Annotated in this window: 19 protein-coding genes; 4 read left to right on the top strand and 15 right to left on the bottom strand. The window is 43.4% G+C overall.

Features of this window, described 5'->3' with window-relative positions; translation table 11 throughout:
* Window positions 1-10: 10 nt before the first annotated feature.
* From fabF to KJS58_RS10695, 9 genes are all read right to left on the bottom strand, one after another.
* Window positions 11-1,249: a beta-ketoacyl-ACP synthase II gene (gene fabF, locus KJS58_RS10735; RefSeq protein WP_213532521.1), complete on the bottom strand. Its 1,239-nt coding sequence runs from the start codon at window positions 1,247-1,249 to the stop codon at window positions 11-13.
* A gap of 204 nt (window positions 1,250-1,453) precedes the next feature.
* A complete protein-coding gene (gene acpP, locus KJS58_RS10730) occupies window positions 1,454-1,687 on the bottom strand; it encodes an acyl carrier protein (RefSeq protein WP_160036471.1) in 234 nt (77 codons plus the stop codon).
* A 120-nt stretch (window positions 1,688-1,807) separates the two neighbouring features.
* Entirely contained in the window at window positions 1,808-2,557 is a 750-nt protein-coding gene (fabG, locus tag KJS58_RS10725; protein WP_213532520.1) for a 3-oxoacyl-[acyl-carrier-protein] reductase, read from the bottom strand.
* A 44-nt stretch (window positions 2,558-2,601) separates the two neighbouring features.
* Window positions 2,602-3,543: an ACP S-malonyltransferase gene (gene fabD, locus KJS58_RS10720; RefSeq protein WP_213532519.1), complete on the bottom strand. Its 942-nt coding sequence runs from the start codon at window positions 3,541-3,543 to the stop codon at window positions 2,602-2,604.
* A gap of 85 nt (window positions 3,544-3,628) precedes the next feature.
* Complete coding sequence (locus KJS58_RS10715) at window positions 3,629-4,624, bottom strand: beta-ketoacyl-ACP synthase III (protein WP_374705803.1); 996 nt, start codon at window positions 4,622-4,624, stop codon at window positions 3,629-3,631.
* Between the two features lie 5 nt (window positions 4,625-4,629).
* Window positions 4,630-5,619, bottom strand: a complete 990-nt coding sequence (gene plsX / locus KJS58_RS10710; RefSeq protein ID WP_213532518.1) for a phosphate acyltransferase PlsX — start codon at window positions 5,617-5,619, stop codon at window positions 4,630-4,632.
* The gene (gene fapR, locus KJS58_RS10705) at window positions 5,603-6,199 is read right to left on the bottom strand and encodes a transcription factor FapR (protein ID WP_213532717.1); all 597 of its coding nucleotides are present in this window, start codon (window positions 6,197-6,199) and stop codon (window positions 5,603-5,605) included. The genes plsX and fapR overlap by 17 nt, the downstream gene beginning before the upstream one ends.
* A gap of 344 nt (window positions 6,200-6,543) precedes the next feature.
* Window positions 6,544-6,717, bottom strand: coding sequence for a 50S ribosomal protein L32 (rpmF, locus tag KJS58_RS10700; RefSeq protein WP_160036476.1), 174 nt, complete (start codon window positions 6,715-6,717; stop codon window positions 6,544-6,546).
* A gap of 263 nt (window positions 6,718-6,980) precedes the next feature.
* Entirely contained in the window at window positions 6,981-7,487 is a 507-nt protein-coding gene (locus KJS58_RS10695; RefSeq protein ID WP_213532517.1) for a YceD family protein, read from the bottom strand.
* A gap of 450 nt (window positions 7,488-7,937) precedes the next feature.
* Between KJS58_RS10695 and KJS58_RS10690 the strand changes: the two genes are divergently transcribed.
* Complete coding sequence (locus KJS58_RS10690; protein WP_213532715.1) at window positions 7,938-9,143, top strand: nucleotidyltransferase; 1,206 nt, start codon at window positions 7,938-7,940, stop codon at window positions 9,141-9,143.
* Between the two features lie 153 nt (window positions 9,144-9,296).
* On the opposite strand, the gene KJS58_RS10685 is transcribed toward KJS58_RS10690, so the two are convergent.
* A complete protein-coding gene (locus tag KJS58_RS10685) occupies window positions 9,297-10,334 on the bottom strand; it encodes a SepM family pheromone-processing serine protease (protein ID WP_213532516.1) in 1,038 nt (345 codons plus the stop codon).
* Between the two features lie 207 nt (window positions 10,335-10,541).
* Between KJS58_RS10685 and KJS58_RS10680 the strand changes: the two genes are divergently transcribed.
* Window positions 10,542-11,792, top strand: a complete 1,251-nt coding sequence (locus KJS58_RS10680) for a nucleoside recognition domain-containing protein (RefSeq protein WP_213532515.1) — start codon at window positions 10,542-10,544, stop codon at window positions 11,790-11,792.
* Here KJS58_RS10680 and coaD read toward each other — a convergent pair.
* A complete protein-coding gene (gene coaD, locus KJS58_RS10675) occupies window positions 11,767-12,285 on the bottom strand; it encodes a pantetheine-phosphate adenylyltransferase (RefSeq protein WP_213532514.1) in 519 nt (172 codons plus the stop codon). The genes KJS58_RS10680 and coaD overlap by 26 nt on opposite strands.
* Entirely contained in the window at window positions 12,278-12,898 is a 621-nt protein-coding gene (gene rsmD, locus KJS58_RS10670; protein WP_213532513.1) for a 16S rRNA (guanine(966)-N(2))-methyltransferase RsmD, read from the bottom strand. Before rsmD ends, coaD begins: the two co-directional genes overlap by 8 nt.
* Window positions 12,899-13,692: 794 nt before the next feature.
* Between rsmD and ahpC the strand changes: the two genes are divergently transcribed.
* The gene (gene ahpC / locus KJS58_RS10665; RefSeq protein ID WP_213532512.1) at window positions 13,693-14,256 is read left to right on the top strand and encodes an alkyl hydroperoxide reductase subunit C; all 564 of its coding nucleotides are present in this window, start codon (window positions 13,693-13,695) and stop codon (window positions 14,254-14,256) included.
* 13 nt (window positions 14,257-14,269) lie between these two features.
* Window positions 14,270-15,799 carry an alkyl hydroperoxide reductase subunit F gene (gene ahpF / locus KJS58_RS10660; RefSeq protein ID WP_213532511.1) on the top strand — a complete coding sequence of 510 codons (1,530 nt, stop codon included), beginning with the start codon at window positions 14,270-14,272 and terminating at the stop codon, window positions 15,797-15,799.
* A gap of 98 nt (window positions 15,800-15,897) precedes the next feature.
* Here the strand turns inward: ahpF and KJS58_RS10655 are convergent, their stop codons facing one another.
* From KJS58_RS10655 to KJS58_RS10645, 3 genes are all read right to left on the bottom strand, one after another.
* On the bottom strand, window positions 15,898-16,092 hold the full coding sequence (locus KJS58_RS10655) for a hypothetical protein (RefSeq protein ID WP_213532510.1): 195 nt from the start codon (window positions 16,090-16,092) through the stop codon (window positions 15,898-15,900).
* Between the two features lie 220 nt (window positions 16,093-16,312).
* Window positions 16,313-17,188, bottom strand: a complete 876-nt coding sequence (locus KJS58_RS10650; RefSeq protein ID WP_213532509.1) for an SMP-30/gluconolactonase/LRE family protein — start codon at window positions 17,186-17,188, stop codon at window positions 16,313-16,315.
* A 235-nt stretch (window positions 17,189-17,423) separates the two neighbouring features.
* Window positions 17,424-18,233 (bottom strand): alpha/beta hydrolase, encoded by an 810-nt coding sequence (locus tag KJS58_RS10645; RefSeq protein ID WP_249717181.1) that lies wholly within the window; start codon window positions 18,231-18,233, stop codon window positions 17,424-17,426.
* Between the last annotated feature and the right edge of the window lie 17 nt (window positions 18,234-18,250).

Below are 18,250 nucleotides of genomic sequence, written 5' to 3'. Positions count from 1 at the left end.
AACTGACCCCTTATGATTCATATTTTTTGAGAATTACAGTTGCGTTGTGACCGCCAAATCCAAAGGAATTGGAAAGCACATAATTAAGTTTCGCTTCACGCGGATGATTTGGTACATAATCAAGATCACATTCCGGATCTGGGTTGTCCAAGTTAATCGTTGGAGGAATCGTTTGGTTCTTCAGGGCTAGTGCACAAATGATCGCTTCTACACCACCAGCAGCACCAAGCATATGACCTGTCATTGATTTTGTAGAACTCACTGCGACTTTATAGGCATGATCGCCGAGTGCCATCTTGATTCCCTTTGTCTCGGATTTATCACCAACCGGTGTTGATGTTCCGTGTGCATTAATGTAATCGATTTGATCTGGCTGAATTCCGGCATCCTTCATCGCCATCTTCATGCTGCGTGCACCGCCGTCTGGATCTGGATCTGTCATATGTTTTGCGTCAGCTGACAAACCGTATCCTACCACTTCACCATAAATGCGAGCACCGCGAGCAAGAGCATGATCCAGTGATTCCAAAATAAGAATTCCAGCTCCTTCACCCATTACAAAACCATCACGGTCGATATCAAATGGACGGCTTGCTTTTTCGGGCTCATCATTGCGTGTAGACATCGCACGCATCGAGTTAAACCCTGCCATCCCTGTTGGACGAATAGTTGCTTCCGCACCGCCGCAGATCATTGCTTCTGCGTCACCACGCTGAATCATGCGCATAGAATCGCCAATGGAATGACTTCCTGTTGCGCATGCCGTTACTTGTGTTGTATTCGGACCTTTTGCACCAAGTGAGATAGACAATTGTCCAGAAGCCATATTTGCGATCATCATCGGAATGAAGAAAGGACTCACTCGTTTGGGTCCTTTTTCAAGAAGAATGTTATGTTGATCTTCCCAAGTTCCAAGACCGCCAATACCAGAGCCTACAGAAACTCCAATATCCTCAGCATCAATATTCTCACCAATTTGAAGTCCGCTATCATTCAAAGCCATCGAGCCAGCAGCAACTGCGAACTGGACAAAACGGTCCATTTTACGAGCATCTTTCCGCTCCATATAATCTTCAGGATTAAAATCTTTAATGGATGCAGCAATCTTGGTGTTATAGTCGGTTACGTCAAAAGCTTCCACCAGGGAAACTCCAGATTTGCCTTCCATCAAGCTGTTCCATAATTCATCTAGATTTTTCCCGATTGGGGTCATGACACCCATACCTGTCACTACAACTCTACGACTCAAATCAAATTCACCTCTATATCGACTGCATAACGCCGAGCGTTACGCTAGTTAACAGATTTTAATGTAATGAAACCCATTTTATACATGTGTCAGATAACAAACACCTATAAAATGGGCTTCTTGTTGGCCTTAAGCCTTATGGTGCAATTAGGAGAAGAAGTCCCGCCTATGCGATAGGCGCAAGCGCGGGACTTCCAGGGTGACTTAGGTATGTGATTGTATGTAGTTTACAACTTCACCTACGGTCGTAATTTTCTCTGCATCTTCATCAGAGATCTCCATATCAAACTCATCTTCGAGTTCCATAACCAATTCAACAACGTCTAGAGAGTCAGCACCCAAATCATCTTTGAATGATGCTTCTAACGTTACTTCAGCTTCATCAGCGCCTAAACGATCAATTACGATGCGTTTTACGCGTTCCAATACGTCGGACATTTCCGGTTCACCTCCTCTTTCGTATTATACGAGAATAACTAGTAAAATGCCATAGACCCTACATGTCTCTCTTCATAGCGTCTTATAGAAAGTTTTCTACGACTAGAAGAATTAGGCAGGTTACATATACATTCCGCCATCAACATGCAGTGTTTGTCCTGTCATATAGGAAGCCGCCTCGGATGCAAGGAAAGTAACAACCCCAGCAATTTCCTCTGGCTGACCCAATCTACCAAGCGGAATATTTGTCATCATGCCCTCTACAATATCAGAAGATAACTCCTGTGTCATTTCTGTTTGGATAAAACCGGGTGCAACACAGTTTACCGTAATTCCACGAGAAGCCAGTTCTCTGCTTGAAGATTTGGTAAGACCAATAACTCCTGCTTTCGCAGCCACATAATTGGCCTGTCCTGCATTCCCTAACACACCGACAACAGAAGATATATTAATAATTCGGCCATAGCGTTGTTTCATCATAGGGCGAGTTACCGCTTTTAGACAATTGAACACGCCTTTTAGATTCGTCTCAATAACTTGGTCGAATTCTTCCTCTTTCATTCGCATAATGAGGTTATCCCTTGTAATTCCAGCATTGTTCACCAGAATATCGATTTTTCCCCATTGTTCGATGACTTGCTTCACCATTTGGTCAGCTTCTGCGGTAATCCCGACATTCGCTTTCACCGCGATCGCCTGAACCCCTTTTGCTTCAATCAGCTTCACCACTTCCGCAGCAGCAGCCTCGTTACCTGCATAATTCACAGCAACATGACAGCCCGCTTCAGCTAAGGCAAGGGCGATACTGCGTCCAATCCCTCTAGACGCACCTGTAACAAGAGCAATTTGACCTTTGAGTGATATAGACATCTCTTGTGTACCTCCTTTCCTCAAGTATCATCAAACTTAGATGTTTAAGAAAGTTCAGCAGCCAATACATTCAGGCTTTCCAAATTGTTTACATTATAAAGCTTCAAGGACTTGTCTACTTTCTTAATTAGACCTGTTAACACATTACCAGGGCCAATCTCGATAAAAGTATCCACGCCTTGTTTTACAAGATATACGACTGTATCTTCCCATTTAACAGAGGAATAAACTTGTTCGACTAGAAGATTCTTAATCTTCTCTGCGTCTGTCACCGGTTCTGCAGTTACATTAGCAATAACAGGAACAGCTGCATCATGCAGTGTAACTTGAGCTAAGCGTTCTTGCAGCTTCTCTGCCGCACCTTTCATCAGAGAGGTGTGGAAAGGCCCGCTGACAACAAGAGGGATCGCTCTTTTTCCTCCTGCTTCTTTTACACGCTGAACAACTTCATTTACACCATCCTGTAAGCCGGAGACAACAATTTGTCCTGGTGAATTAAGATTCGCCAGTTCAACCAAGTAGTCCTCCCCTTGCGAAGAAATCTTAGCACAGAGTTCAGCCAGAGCTTCTCTTTCTGCACCAAGGACCGCTGCCATGGCACCGCGGCCGCCAGGTACTGCTTCCTCCATAAATGTTCCTCTTGCACGAACAATGGATACTGCATCTTGAAACGAAATAACGCCTGATGCAACAAGCGCGCTATATTCACCAAGGCTGTGACCTGCCATATAATCGGCGGTAATGCCTTTTTCCCGCAATGCTTCATAAAGTGCAATACTCGCTGTCAATAGTGCAGGCTGGGTGTTTTTTGTTTGTTTCAAATCCGTATCTGGACCTTCAAACACTAACGTGCTGAGCGAAAATCCAAGTGCTTCATCTGCTTGTTTAAAAATAGCTTGGGATGCGTCTACCTGATCGTATGCATCTTTTGCCATTCCTACAGACTGGGAACCTTGTCCAGGAAATACAAAAGCAATTTTACCCATACTAGATTCAAAACTCCTTTCGTCCAATTACTAGAGTCAAATAAAAAAATATAAATAAATTATAATAGCTGAATCATTTCATTGATTACCAAACGAGAACCGAAGCTCCCCAAGTCAATCCGCCGCCAAAACCAACCATCAGTACTTTATCGCCCGGTTTCATTCGGCCTTCTTCCGCTGCTTCAACGAGTGCGAGAGGAATGGATGCTGCAGAAGTATTCGCATACTTGTCCACATTAATAACTACCTTCTCCTCTGGAAGCTCAAGACGCTGCATGGCAGATTGGATAATACGAATATTAGCCTGATGAGGAATGAAAAGATCTACATCTTCTTTTCCGAGTCCAGCTTTTGCTAGTACATCAATCGTAGCTGTTCCCATTACGCGAACCGCAAATTTAAAGACTTCTCTTCCGTTCATGTAGATATAATGCTGTTTATTCGCAATCGTCTCTTCTGAAGCTGGCAATCTAGAACCACCTGCTTGCAAGTTCAGAAGCGAACCACCTGCTCCTTCAGCTCCAAGGTCAAACGACTTGAATCCGCGACCTTCAGGTACTTCGCCCAGGATTACAGCTCCAGCGCCGTCTCCAAAAAGGACACTTGTGTTACGGTCTGTATAATCTGTAATTCTAGAGAGACAATCCGCACCTATTACGAGTGCATTGTTGTACATCCCCGTTTGGATAAGACTTGTTGCCGTTGCCAGGCCATATACAAATCCGGAACACGCTGCGGACAGATCAAATGCAGCCGCTCCTTTTGCACCAAGTTTATCTTGCAAAATACAAGCTGTAGATGGAAAAGCACTGTCTGGTGTTACCGTTGCAACAATAATCAGTTCAATGTCTTCATGCTTAATGCCTGCAGATGCAGCCGCTGCTTTTGCGGCTTCAAAAGCTAGATCAGACGTAGCTTGCTCAGGTGCTGCAATATGACGTTCCCGAATCCCTGTACGAGAAACGATCCATTCGTCATTCGTATCCATCATTTTTTCCATATCCTGATTCGTCAAAATACGTTCAGGTACATATTTACCTGTACCGATGACACCGACTGGACGCAAATGTGTATTCATCATGTCACTCACTTCCCTGTAATTTCCTTAGATATACTTTCAACCAGCTGATTCTCAATCGCTATTCTAGCCTGCCGAACGGCATTCTTAATTGCGTTTGCATCTGCTGAACCATGACTCTTAACAACAAGACGGCTAAGTCCAAGCAAAGGTGCACCGCCATGTTCTTTGTAATCCAGTTTTCCTTTTAGACTGCGCAGTTCCGGCATAAGCATTGCTGCTGCCAGTTTTGTCTTCAGTGAAGAAGAAAACTGTTCTTTCAAGAGAGCAAAAATAGCACCCGCTGCGCCTTCTACCGATTTCAGCAGTATATTACCTGCAAAACCGTCACAGACGAGTACATCACATGTTCCCATAAGAATATCTCTTGCTTCTACATTTCCAATAAAATGAATCGGCAGTTTCTCCAAAAGAGGGTAGGCAACTTTCGTCAGTTCATTCCCTTTTCCCGGTTCTGTACCCACATTCAGAAGTCCCACTCTCGGGCGCTCAATACCTTGGACTTTCTGACGGTATATACTTCCCATAAGTGCATACTGCGCAAGATGCTCTGGTTTCGCATCCATATTCGCACCAAGATCAAGCGCAAGCATTCCCTTATCATCAATGGTTGGAATCATAGGAGCAAGGGCAGGTCTCTCAATCCCATGCATTCTGCCTACTACGAGCAGCCCTGTTGTCATCAGCGCACCTGTATTGCCAGCTGAGATCATCGCATCTGCACTGCCTTCACGAAGCATTCGTCCTGCAACGACCATCGAAGCGTCTTTCTTGCGGCGAACAGCTCTGACAGGTTCGTCATCAGACGTAATCACTTCAGATGCATGCTGAACAGTCAAATTCACTGGCCGTTCATTCCCAAGATAAGGCGCAATTGCTGTTTCGTCTCCGACAAGTACAATCTCTGTATCTTTCCATTCCTTAGCAGCAAGAAGGGCACCTTCTACACTTGCAGCTGGTGCATTGTCGCCTCCCATTGCATCAATGACGATCCTCATGATGATTACCTCCCTCTTCGCTATCTTGTCTTGCAGATCGGTAAATGACGAAGTTTCCTTGAAACACCATTTCCTCTCCAACATAAGCGAACACTTCTACTTTTGCCTTTCCCTTCTGTTCCGGCATCGAACGAACATATGCCTTAGCAATACACTTCTCTCCTAAATGAACCGGTCTTACAAACCGAATATCTGCGGAGGCAGTGAGTGCGATCTCATCGTTAATTACCGCAACAGCAAGTGAATTGGCCTGCGCAAACACATAGTGTCCACGCGCAATACCCGTTCTAGAAAATACATGTTTATCTTTAATTTCAAAAATGGAAATACCACTTTTATCAAGCTGAAGATCAACAATATCTCCGATCACTTCATGTAACGGAAGGGAGCGAACTTGATCATATGACCTTTCAGCCATCAGCTTCATCCGCTCACGCAGTTCAGGAATGCCAAGTTCCATACGATCAAGACGAATGGTTTGAATACTTACCTTCAGCAGTCTGGTTAACTCTTGATCCGTGATAAAAGGATTGTCCTCAATCATCTGTGCAAGTTGCTGTTGCCTCTGTCTTTTCGGTATGCGTTCTATGACCAAGCTCCCCCTTACTTCCGAAATTATACAATCTCAAGTTAAAATCATTACGTTGTATATGTGAGACTAATCCGCGTTAGTCTATGTAAACCATAGTCAAACCATCTATATATTCATAACATTATATTCTTTATTATTCATTCATCAATCAGGTATCTGATACCTAAAGGCAATGATGATAAACCATTTTTAGATAACAAACTAACCAAGGTTAGAACCTGGTACTAAAGCTTAGTATAAAGGAAGCTGACGCAAAAAGAAAGTACTGCTTTATTACTCACAAAAAAATAGTACTCTATCCTAGGATAGAGTACTATTTCGCAGCAAAGCTATTATTGAGAGATGATCTCTCTAGATTTGTACGTTCCGCACACTTTGCATACGTGATGAGCAAGCTTCATTTCTCCGCATTGTTCACATTTCACCATACCTGGCACTGCCAATTTAAAGTGAGTACGACGTTTGTCACGACGAGTTTTGGATGTTCTCCGTTGAGGTACTGCCACAATTCCCACCTCCTTATCAAAATCAACTGTTGCATAATAGCACAGATGTCATGTATTCAGCAAAAACTTTCAATAATCCATGCATACCTATTGTGATGCAACTAGTTATTGATATCAACCATTAATTATTTATGTACGCTAAGCGATACACCAAACAATTAATGTTACTATTAATTATTCACGCACACTAAGTGATGCACCGAATAATTAATATCTACTATCAATCATTCATGCACACTAAGTGATGCACCGAATGATTAATATCATTTAAAGAAATCCTTAAGCCCAGCAAGCCGCGGATCCACAACAGTATTGTCGCAGTCACAACTGCTTTGGTTCAAGTCGGTACCGCATGTAGGACACAGCCCTTTACAATCAGGCTTACACAGCGGCGCAAACGGTAGATGCAGCAAGAAATATTCTTCCATAAATGGATCAAGATTCACGGTATCCTCGTCCACATACAAGGTATCATCCTCTTCATCCACATCTTCCGGCTCTGTTCCTTGTTTGAACTGTTCGGCGAATTTCATATCTAAATGTTCATGTACGTTACCAAGACAACGAGAGCAGAGCATATCCACTTCGGCCGTTAACGGACCTTGAACATCCACAACGTCTCCCGGTAATGCAGTTAGTGTTAGTTCTGCCTGCAAAGGGGACACGGCTGTGATTTCCTTGTTGTTTCGAATAAGATGACTAATATCAAGCGATTTCGATACCTTTAGAGGCTCAGTACTTGCTGCCATCTTGCGAAATGACATTTGCATTATAATCACTCCAGACGATAAACCATTTTTTCAATCAGCCCTATTACTGTATACTATCTTAGTGTGTTGCAATACAGACATAAGTATGTTGAGAAAAGGGTCTAACAAACAAAAATCATTATAACGATTTTCAAAGAGGTTTGTCAACACTTTAAACTTTACACCCTGTATTGGAGGATAAGCTGTTCCTGTAAAAACAGTTACCGTAACGGCTAATTCAAAATAATATCCTACTATAATCAATTTCATAACTCATTAAAACGATAAAAATCGTAACTATATATAGACAAATTGAACCATTCTGATCTATATATACTCCTGATTAAAGCAGCTAAAGGTATTATGAAATTGATTTAACTAAGATAACAAATAAAGCAGGTCTTAAGCAAATCCGGGAGGTTGAACAATATCGTGAATTCCGCGGTAGGACTGATTGTAGAATATAATCCCATGCATAACGGTCACGTATATCATCTAGAAGAATCGAAAAGGCTCACGCAATCGAGCGCAGTCGTTGCCGTCATGAGCGGGCATTTTTTGCAGCGCGGTGAACCTGCAATCGTCAGCAAATGGGCACGCACGGAGATGGCGCTTACGATGGGCGTCGATCTCGTGCTTGAGCTGCCGGCTGCATATGCAGTACAGCCGGCGGAATGGTTTGCCTATGGTGCAGTGGCCACCTTGCACCATACAGGCGTTGTTGATTCGCTCTGCTTTGGCAGCGAATCGGGAGAGCTTGCACCGCTGATGGAGCTGGCGGACCTCTTAGCCAGTGAGCCGCAGGCTCTGGCTCCCCTCCTCCAGCAGCAGCTTGCCAGCGGTGCAAGCTATCCCGCAGCCTATGCAGCGGCTGCGGCTGCTCTTGCCCCCGGCAGTGATCCTGCGGGGGCTCTGGCCTTGCTGAAGCAGCCCAATAATACACTTGGGCTGCACTATCTTATCGCGCTGCGCCGTCTAGGCAGCGCGATCAGGCCCTTCACGGCGCAGCGTACCGGCGCCGGATACCATGATGCGATGCCTGGCACAGGCGGCATCGCAAGTGCAACGGCCGTGCGCCGGCTTCTGCTCGGCGAGGACGGCCTTGCAGCCGCGGCGCCGTATGTGCCGGCGGAGGTACTTGCCATTCTGCATCGCGAATGGCAGAATGGACGCGCTCCTGTGGATCTGGAGCGCTACCGTGATGCGCTTTTTACACAGCTCGTGACAAAGAGCCCGGAGGAGCTTGCACGCTTTGGCGAGGTCACTGAGGGCCTGGAGTATCGTTTACTTAAACTGCTCCCTCAGCTTCCAGAGCTCTCCATCCACGCTCTCCTTGAAGCGGTCAAAACCAAAAGGTATACAAAAACAAAACTTCAGCGCATGCTGACTCATATTCTTCTTCATCATGAGAAGGGAAAAATGACTCCGGACATTCTGCGTCAAGGCCCTCATTATATTCGGGTTCTTGGATTCACAGATAGAGGACAAGCCTTGTTAAAAGAAATGCGTAAAAAAGCAACACTGCCGATCGTCATTAAAACGTCTGCCTTCGAGCATGATCAATTAACATGGGATCAGCAGGCAACAGCAGTCTATGGAATGGGGATGCCTAAGCCGGATCCTAGGCTATTATATCGTGATTTTTACGAACCCCCTGTACGGATTGTAGAAAAATGACATGAAATATATATAGCTAAATCATTATGATCATCCATATTGATGATCCAATAAAAATAAGGCATATAACGTGAAGTCTCTGACCTCAAGTTATATGCCCTATTTTTTTCACTTCTAATTTTCATTACCAACGGAGATGTAATGAAAAAAGATTTATTTTTCGGAGAGAGTATCGATATATTCAAGGGCATCCTCTACCGTGTCCACAGGAACGAGTTTCATTTCTGTTTTGATGGAATCTGCCTTTTTCTTTGCATCCTCATAATTATCTCTAGGCACAAAGAAAATTTCAGCATTTTTCCGGTCCGCAGCTACAATTTTATGCACTACACCGCCGATCGGTCCAACGATGCCCTCTTTCGTAATCGTCCCTGTTCCGGCAATAATATGGCCTTTTGTCAAATCCCCTGGAGTAAGCTGATTATAAATCTCCAGTGTAAACATAAGTCCTGCAGAAGGGCCGCCTACCCGGGTATCCTTAAATTCGATCTGATGAGCTGGATCTTCCGGCTTCACCTTCTGAATCGTTCCGATCATCACGCCAAGACCTGCTCTTGTCTTCCCTGTATTCGTATCTTTAATCGGAACAAGCGTAACTTCTCTCGTGATGGTCTCTCCATTCCGATTTAACTGCATTTCAATGGTGTCTCCCACTTCTTTATCCTGCAGTTCCTTAGACAGAACCGTATGATCGGGAGTAGGCACACCGTTTACAGACAATATTTTGTCACCTGCTTGGATATCCCCTTGAGGAGCAGGATCTTTGGACAAACCAAACACAAATATATGCTCAGGTACAATACTATAAGCAATGCCAGCCTGCTCATAAGCAGCTTCCATAGCAGAAGATTGAGAATCACTCATATAGAAAACCTGTTCTGCCGAATATTCATCTTTCGATTTACCTTGAAGACGCTCTGCTTTCTTTCCAATCTCCGCATGATCATTAAATACAGATAAAAAGAGGAGTGACAAATTCGCGTAACTCGCCGATACGGTGGTCATGAGAAATTCGCCCTCTTCTTTTTCATCCCCATTTTTCACTTGTACCATGGGTTTTACTGCCTCTGCCGAACCCGGCTGAGTAATGATATATGGCGTAGGCATGTACACCAAAACATAAACCATAATGGCAAGTACGGCGATATATAGCGTCGTTCGCATTCCGCTTTTTCTACGCATATCACTCATGATCGTCCACCTCCTCCTTACTTACAGACAGCTTGTTCTTGTTCTTTGTATTCTACATATACATGTATAGGACAACATATTCATCCACAGAACTTGAAGTAGAAGCTAACAAGAACATGTTGCACCACTACCATTCAACCTTAAAAAAAACCGCGCCCCTTCTTTTACAGGGTCGGTCTTTATCTTACCTATAGAGGTGATCGTTCATTGAACTTTAATAAGAAAACAAGCGCAGCTATGCGGACCTTAGTTCCTCCCTATCTCATCACAATGCTGCTGGGCATAGGTGCTCTTTTCCTTGTAGTCGCCATTATTTCATCACCCGAAGAGGCGTTTGAGGCCTCCATGCAGGGACTTGATATCTGGTGGAAAATGGTGTTTCCTGCATTACTGCCATTTCTGATGTTGTCACAGATGCTGACTGCTTACGGTTTTACCCACGGACTGGGTGTACTCATCGAACCCTTAATGAAAAAAGGATTTCGAATGCCAGGAGCAAGCGGTATTGGACTTGCCGTGGGCATGAGTGCTGGTTTCCCTTCCGGAGCCGATACCGCAGTACAGCTGTATGAGCAAAAGTTAATCACGTCAAAAGAAGCCTCACGGCTTGCTTCTCTCACCCATTTTACCAATCCTATGACATTGCTCGTTGTCATTGGAGCGGCTTTTTATCAAAATCCCGTTGTCGGTTACGTCCTCATCCTGGTTCACTGGGCAGCTGGTATCCTTTCCGGATTCATTCTCGCGAGGTTTGCTAACAAAAATGATGCAGTATCGGTAAGTAATACGAACCCACATGTACATGAACCAACCGTTCCAAAAAAAGGTCTGCTCTACTCCATGTATCAAGCCGCTGCCTTGACTAGAAAAAAAGACGGCCGAAGTTTTGGGAAACTGCTCGGAGATACAGTAAGTCATGCCGTTCAAGTACTAATGATGACAGGTGGCTCTATGATCGTATTTTCTGTCCTTATCAAGTTGATTGGAAAATACGTCACTCCATTTTTCCCAGATTACCTCTGGTCTTCTTTTTTTGAAATACACCTTGGTGCTTATGCTCTTCGTTCCACAGATATCATCTCGCAGCCACTCCAGTTCGGGTTGCTTGCAGCGGCGATCGGCTGGGGAGGACTGAGTTCACACTGGCAAGTCTCAGCCCTTTTGAAACCGTACGGAATCAGCACTTCTATCTTTACTTTCGGACGAATATTACATGCATGTATTTCTTATATTCTTGTCCTGATCTTGTGGACACCGATTAAAATGTGGCTTCTCTCCACTAGAACCGTGTTCAATGACGCTTCCCCCGGAATAAACGGAATCTCAGAACCTGTAATAAACGGTTTCCAGTATGCGGGATGGCTCGGTATGCTTCTCATTTTGCTGTTAACAACGTTCATTTTGTTATCCAAATGGATTGCCGGATGGAAGTCTACTCGAGGGCCTTTTTCTCATTAACTTTACGTCTAAGCGCTTCTTCCACTTCTTTGGACACCAGATCTGTCACATCACCATTAAAGCTTGCAATTTCCTTAACCACACTGGAACTAAGATAGGAATAAATCGGATCGGTCATCATAAAAATAGTCTCGGCGTCCTTATTTAATTTCTTATTTAAGGACGCGAGCTGCAATTCGTATTCAAAATCCGTTACCGACCGAATTCCGCGCACAATGACATCGGCCCCTTTAACTCGTACATAGCTCGCAGTAAGATCACGAAAACTGTCCACTTCTACATTGGGCAGATCCTTCGTAACCATCTCCAGTAATTCAACACGTTCTTCTACGGAAAATAGAGGATTTTTGCTTTTATTGTTCAGAACAGCTACCACCAGACGATCAAACTGTTTGGAAGCTCTTGTAATGATATCGAGATGCCCCATCGTTACGGGATCAAAACTACCCGGATAGACGGCCACTCTCTCGCCTGAATATACTTCTTTATTCATCAACTTGTATCTCCTGACTCGTTTCATTATGACTTATATCTTCCTCCACTGATTCAGTGATGGGGGAATAATGGTAAACCGATATAGCCGTATCTCCATAGGTTGTTTTTCGAGTTTGGTCAAAATGTCCAAAGTGCTCCTCATACTCATGACCCGCATCATATTCAACGACTACGATGGCGTCTTCAGATAACATATCGTTCTCCTGCATCGCCAGCATGAGTTCATCTGCATTCTTCATCCGGTAAGGCGGATCTAGAAAAACAACATCAAACTTGTAAGCACGTTTTGCCAGCAGTTTCAAAGCTCTGCCTGCCTCATTGCGATATACTTCTGCCTTATTCTCAAGCTTTGTAGCCTTCAAGTTAGCTCGAATGACTTCGATACTTTTGGGTTCAAGGTCAATAAATATCCCCTTGTCCATCCCTCTGCTAAGTGCCTCTATGCCAAGTCCGCCGCTGCCAGCGAAAAGATCGAGCACATTTCCACCTTCAAAATAAGGTCCAATCATACTAAAGACCGCTTCCTTCACCTTGTCGGTTGTCGGACGTGTCCCTGTTCCGGGAACTGCTTTAAGCGGTCTTCCTTTAGCTGTGCCTGATATCACTCTCACCTTTTTATGTCACCCTGTTTCTGTCTTAATATGTGCCTTTATTATATCGATATCGTACCACAATCTATAATAGATGTGAAAATGCCCAAATGAATTCGGCAAAAAGAAATTAGCCCGGTCATGTATAAACTTACCTGTGAGCGGTCATGATGTAATTATCGGCATCACAAGTGCCGTAGACAACCGCGGAGAAGACTTACGTTTCCCCATAAGCTCTTCATCCGGTTTCTCCTCTCCCATGATTTGGGCGTCTCGAAAGAGGCGCCCTAAATTATTTTGTAAAGGAAAATAATCACTTTAAATATACTTTTCTCACCTCTATAATAGAAGAAGGAAAATTACCAAGTTGTTCTCTTACATTCTCTGCTCCTACAAATAGATTCTATTCACTTCTCATTTCCACTCTAAACTTATCAATTGAATTGCAAGTATTAACCTGACTTCAAAGTAATTCCCCATATAAAAACTGTAAACAACAAAGCACTGCATTTGAATATTGATTCTATTCTCTGTAAGCTTATAGATGAAGATACTAAAAATACTCCTCTTCTCTTCGCAGATGTCCCTTTAATGAAAGAACACATAACTGGGCAGAGTATAGTTTATTAAAAAAACATCTACGAGATAAAAAATTAAATCTAATTGAGAATTATTCTTGACAGAATGATAAGCTTATATGATAATAATTATCAGATTAGAATTATTATTATTTAATTAGTTTTGAATTTTATTTCAATACTAGTTAAGTATAAATTCTGTAATAACATACACAACACTTTAGGAGGAACATGAATATGTCTCTAATCGGAAAAGAAGTACAAGAATTTAAAGCTAATGCTTTTCAAAAAGGTGAATTTATCGAAGTTTCTGAACAAAACTTTAAAGGTCAATGGAGCGTAGTATGCTTCTACCCAGCAGACTTCACTTTCGTATGCCCAACTGAACTGGAAGATCTTCAAAATCAATATGCTGCACTTAAAGAACTTGGCGTAGAAGTATACTCTGTATCTACAGATACTCACTTTACACATAAAGCTTGGCACGATCATTCCGAAGCTATCGGTAAAATCGAATACATTATGATCGGTGACCCTTCCCAAAAAATTTCCCGTATCTTTGATGTACTGGACGAAGAAGCTGGTCTTGCTGATCGCGGTACTTTCATCATCGATCCAGATGGTGTTATCCAAACAGTAGAAATCAATGCTGGCGGTATCGGCCGTGACGCAAGTACACTTGTTAACAAAATCAAAGCAGCACAATATGTACGTAACAACCCAGGTGAAGTTTGCCCGGCTAAATGGCAAGAAGGAAGTGCAACACTGAAACCAAGCCTTGATCTTGTAGGCAAAATCTAAGGAGTGCGTCAATATGATACTAGAAGCAGATATTAAAGCTCAATTAGAACAATATCTTCAGCTTCTGGAAGGCGACGTAGTACTTAAAGTGTGTGCGGGGGACGATGAAGTCTCCCGTGACATGCTCTCCCTAGTGGACGAGCTGGCTACAATGTCCTCCAGAATTAAAGTTGAACATGCAAAATTGGAAAGAACACCAAGCTTCAGCGTAAACCGTGTCTCTGAAGACACAGGTGTTGTTTTTGCTGGTATTCCTTTAGGACATGAATTTACTTCCCTGGTACTTGCTTTGCTTCAAGTAAGCGGCAGACCTCCAAAAGTAGATCAAAAGGTAATTGATCAAGTGAAAAGCATTCAAGATGAACTCCATTTTGAATCTTACATCAGCTTGTCTTGCCATAACTGTCCTGATGTCGTTCAAGCGTTAAACGTAATGAGCGTACTGAATCCAAACATCACACATACCATGATTGATGGTGCTGCATTTAAGGAAGAAGTGGAAAGCAAAGATATCATGGCTGTTCCTACTGTTTTCTTGAATGGAGAATCATTTGGAAGCGGCCGTATGTCTTTGGAAGAAATTCTTGCAAAAGTAGGAAGCACTCCAGATGCATCCGAGTTCAGCAATAAAGAACCATTTGATGTACTCGTTGTCGGCGGTGGACCAGCAGGTGCAAGTGCTGCTATTTATGCTGCTCGTAAAGGGATTCGTACAGGTATTATTGCAGAACGTTTCGGTGGACAAATTATGGATACACTTGGTATCGAAAACTTTATCAGTGTTAAACATACAGAAGGTCCTAAACTGGCTGCAAGCCTCGAAGAACACGTAAAAGAGTACAATATTGATCTAATGAACCTGCAGCGTGCAAAACGTTTGGAGAAAAAAGATCTTATCGAAATCGAGCTGGAAAACGGTGCTGTTGTTAAGAGTAAGACGGTTATTCTTTCCACAGGTGCTAGATGGCGCAATGTTGGCGTACCGGGCGAAGCCGAGTTCAAAAACAAAGGTGTAGCTTATTGCCCTCACTGCGACGGCCCATTGTTTGAAGGCAAACATGTAGCTGTTATCGGCGGAGGTAACTCTGGTATTGAAGCTGCCATTGACCTTGCTGGTATCGTAAAACATGTAACGGTACTTGAGTTTATGCCTGAGCTTAAAGCAGACTCTGTTCTTCAAGAGCGTCTTTACAGCTTGCCAAACGTTACCGTTCTTAAAAATGTTCAAACGAAGGAAATTACAGGTACGGATAAAGTAAATGGTATTTCCTATATTGAACGCGATACAGGAACTGTTCAACATATCGAACTTCAAGGCGTATTTGTTCAAATCGGTCTGGTTCCAAATACAGATTGGTTAGGCGATACAATCGAACGTACGAGAATGGGTGAAATTATTGTAGATAAGCATGGCGCAACAAGCCTTCCTGGCGTATTTGCTGCCGGCGACTGCACAGACAGTGCCTACAAACAAATCATTATCTCCATGGGATCAGGTGCAACGGCTTCACTAGGAGCATTTGATTATCTTATCCGCAATTAATATATATCATATAAAAGCCACAGAATGGATAGCCATTATCCACCTGTGGTTTTTGTGTTTTTAAAATTCCGTTTCTTGTTATTAGTTACTAATTATTACTAGAAGATTCGAGACAATAAAACTACGCCTGCAATAATTCCGACAATAATCAGCAAATTAGAAACTTCACGCCATAATGATGGAACACCATATTTATGTAGCTCCTCTTCCTTCACATCAAAATTTGCTTTAGCACTATATGGATCAATGGGTTTAGAAAATTGGTTCTGATCTTGGAAATGATCGTCATTCATCGCACTATCCCCTTTGCTAAATTATAGTCCTCCCTATCCCTTATTCTCATTGTATTTATTACTCTATAAACACTTTGGCAGAGAAAAAGTTACGTATATCTCGATAACTAAATCAATTATCCAAAATAAAAAGACGCAGAAAGGATCGTTTATACGATCTTTACCATGTCTTTTTAGGGTTACTCAGTAAAATATGATGATTTAGATATTTCGGAACAACTTATTTTTGCTTATAACGGAAAGTCGGCATTCCTTTTACACCCGGTTTGATTCGAAACAGTCCTCCCGCGTGCGGCGTTTTTTTGAGTTGTTCGGCGCTTAGTCCGTTCCGCGCTGTAGTAATATACAGCTCGTTCAGATCTTGACCTCCAAAGCAGCAACAAGTCACTTGCTCGGCAGGAATCTCTATGTGTGACAGCATCTTTCCTGTTTCCGGATTCCAGCGGCTGACTTGTGATCCTCCCCAATGTGCGATCCAGATCATCCCTTCTGCATCTACGGTCATGCCATCAGGGAAACCAACATTCTCAGGAAAATCCACCGCTGTTCTGCGATTAGACAACTCGCCTGTCTTCTCATCATAATCAAGCCTATCTACCTTACCTGTAGGTGTATCAATGTAATACATGGTTTTATGATCAGGACTCCAGCATAGACCATTAGAGGTGGAAACTTCGGTAAATATGGTGCTGACTTCTCCGTCTTCTAGACAATAAAAGGCACCTTGCTTGTCTTTTCCTTCAAGACTCATCGTGCCGGCCCAAAAACGATCTGCTGGGTCACATTTGCCATCGTTAAATCGGTTATCCTTACGGCCCGCTTCCGGGTCATGAATAAGCTCAAGCTCTCCCGTATGGAGGTTGTACTCATGATACCCCTCTCGCAGCGCAACGATAACGCGTTCTTTCTCGTATGGTACAACAGCTCCAATATGTTGTCCGATATCATAAACGGTATCCTCGCCCGTCTGCGGATCATAAGCATGCAGCTTAAACCCTTCAATATCTACCCAAAATAAACGGACCGCTTCCGCATCCCAGCTGGGACCTTCTCCAAGCTTCGCTTTTGCATCAAGTACAAGTTCAAGTTCTGCCATGTTAAACACTCCTTCGCTAATCGCTATAACACTCTGGCTGGTGTATCTACCCATGTTAATACACGAGATTCACTCTACTTAAACGCAAGACTACCATCTAACCATCACCAAGACCCATACCGCATACAAAAATCCAGGCCTGCTCTTCCGTATCAGTGACTATCTCTGGTAATTATAACCCTGTCCTCAGCTTATAGCTTTATATCCCCAGGCCTTCTCATCTTCTTAGCCCTCTCTACCATCCCTGTTTCCGAAGCCAGGTAATACATAGTTCCTTCCACTTTCCTGTTGTTTCTTCAAACTCCTCAGCCAGTCCGATTCCATGCCGTCCTTCTTCAAATACATGAAGCTCATGAGGAACTCTTGATTCACTTAACGCCATAGACATAGCAAGGCTGTTCTGTAAAGGGACTGCCTCATCTTCATACGTGTGCCAAATAAAAGCAGGCGGTGTTTCCTTGCATACTTGCTTTTCGTTACTATATTTTTGAATGAGATCGCTCGAAGCGGCTTTACCAAGTAATGCTTCTCTTGAACCAAAATGACCGTAATCCTCCATCGTAATCACAGGATAACAGAGAATCATTGCATTCAGCTTAGAACTCTCCGAAGCTACAGGATCTTTCGGATCTTCTTCACCAGGAACCCACGAAGTCCCCGCATTCGCAGTCAAATGTCCTCCAGCCGAGAATCCCAGCATAGCAATCCGATTTTTATCAATCCCATACTCCTGTGCATGGGATCTTACATATTGTATCGCCCGTCTAGCATCAGCGAGAGGTGCAGGTTCTCTGTGCGGAAAGATCCGATATTTTAATACAAATGCCGAAATGCCCGCTTCATTCAGCCACTTTGCTACGGGCTCTCCTTCATGATCGGCTAGATGACAGTATCCGCCGCCTGGGCAGACAATAACAGCGCTTTTGGCTCCTTCCGCTGGGTATGCTCTCAGTGTTGGTCGATCTGCTTCATATCCTTCTGCTGCATAAGGAGGCTGACCAGGCCAAATGAATAGTTCAGACATTCTTTCCCCTTCTTTCTTCATCTCAAGTGATGTTTCTC

The sequence above is a fragment of the Paenibacillus sp. J45TS6 genome (assembly GCF_018403285.1).
GTDB lineage: Bacteria > Bacillota > Bacilli > Paenibacillales > Paenibacillaceae > Paenibacillus.
Note: the sequence above shows the minus strand (reverse complement) of the source record. Positions and strands in the feature narration are given on the sequence as shown.

What these genes read in the sequence shown, in the direction of transcription:
- KJS58_RS10645 (WP_249717181.1), bottom strand. Translation starts at nt 18,233, where the DNA reads ATGAAGAAAGAAGGGGAAAGAATGTCTGAACTATTCATTTGGCCTGGT.
- plsX (WP_213532518.1), bottom strand. Translation starts at nt 5,619, where the DNA reads ATGAGGATCGTCATTGATGCAATGGGAGGCGACAATGCACCAGCTGCA.
- coaD (WP_213532514.1), bottom strand. Translation starts at nt 12,285, where the DNA reads ATGAATAAAGAAGTATATTCAGGCGAGAGAGTGGCCGTCTATCCGGGT.
- KJS58_RS10685 (WP_213532516.1), bottom strand. Translation starts at nt 10,334, where the DNA reads ATGAGTGATATGCGTAGAAAAAGCGGAATGCGAACGACGCTATATATC.
- KJS58_RS10715 (WP_374705803.1), bottom strand. Translation starts at nt 4,624, where the DNA reads ATGATGAATACACATTTGCGTCCAGTCGGTGTCATCGGTACAGGTAAA.
- KJS58_RS10695 (WP_213532517.1), bottom strand. Translation starts at nt 7,487, where the DNA reads ATGCAAATGTCATTTCGCAAGATGGCAGCAAGTACTGAGCCTCTAAAG.
- fabD (WP_213532519.1), bottom strand. Translation starts at nt 3,543, where the DNA reads ATGGGTAAAATTGCTTTTGTATTTCCTGGACAAGGTTCCCAGTCTGTA.
- KJS58_RS10650 (WP_213532509.1), bottom strand. Translation starts at nt 17,188, where the DNA reads ATGGCAGAACTTGAACTTGTACTTGATGCAAAAGCGAAGCTTGGAGAA.
- acpP (WP_160036471.1), bottom strand. Translation starts at nt 1,687, where the DNA reads ATGTCCGACGTATTGGAACGCGTAAAACGCATCGTAATTGATCGTTTA.
- KJS58_RS10655 (WP_213532510.1), bottom strand. Translation starts at nt 16,092, where the DNA reads ATGAATGACGATCATTTCCAAGATCAGAACCAATTTTCTAAACCCATT.
- ahpF (WP_213532511.1), top strand. Translation starts at nt 14,270, where the DNA reads ATGATACTAGAAGCAGATATTAAAGCTCAATTAGAACAATATCTTCAG.
- KJS58_RS10690 (WP_213532715.1), top strand. Translation starts at nt 7,938, where the DNA reads ATGCATAACGGTCACGTATATCATCTAGAAGAATCGAAAAGGCTCACG.
- ahpC (WP_213532512.1), top strand. Translation starts at nt 13,693, where the DNA reads ATGTCTCTAATCGGAAAAGAAGTACAAGAATTTAAAGCTAATGCTTTT.
- fabG (WP_213532520.1), bottom strand. Translation starts at nt 2,557, where the DNA reads ATGTCTATATCACTCAAAGGTCAAATTGCTCTTGTTACAGGTGCGTCT.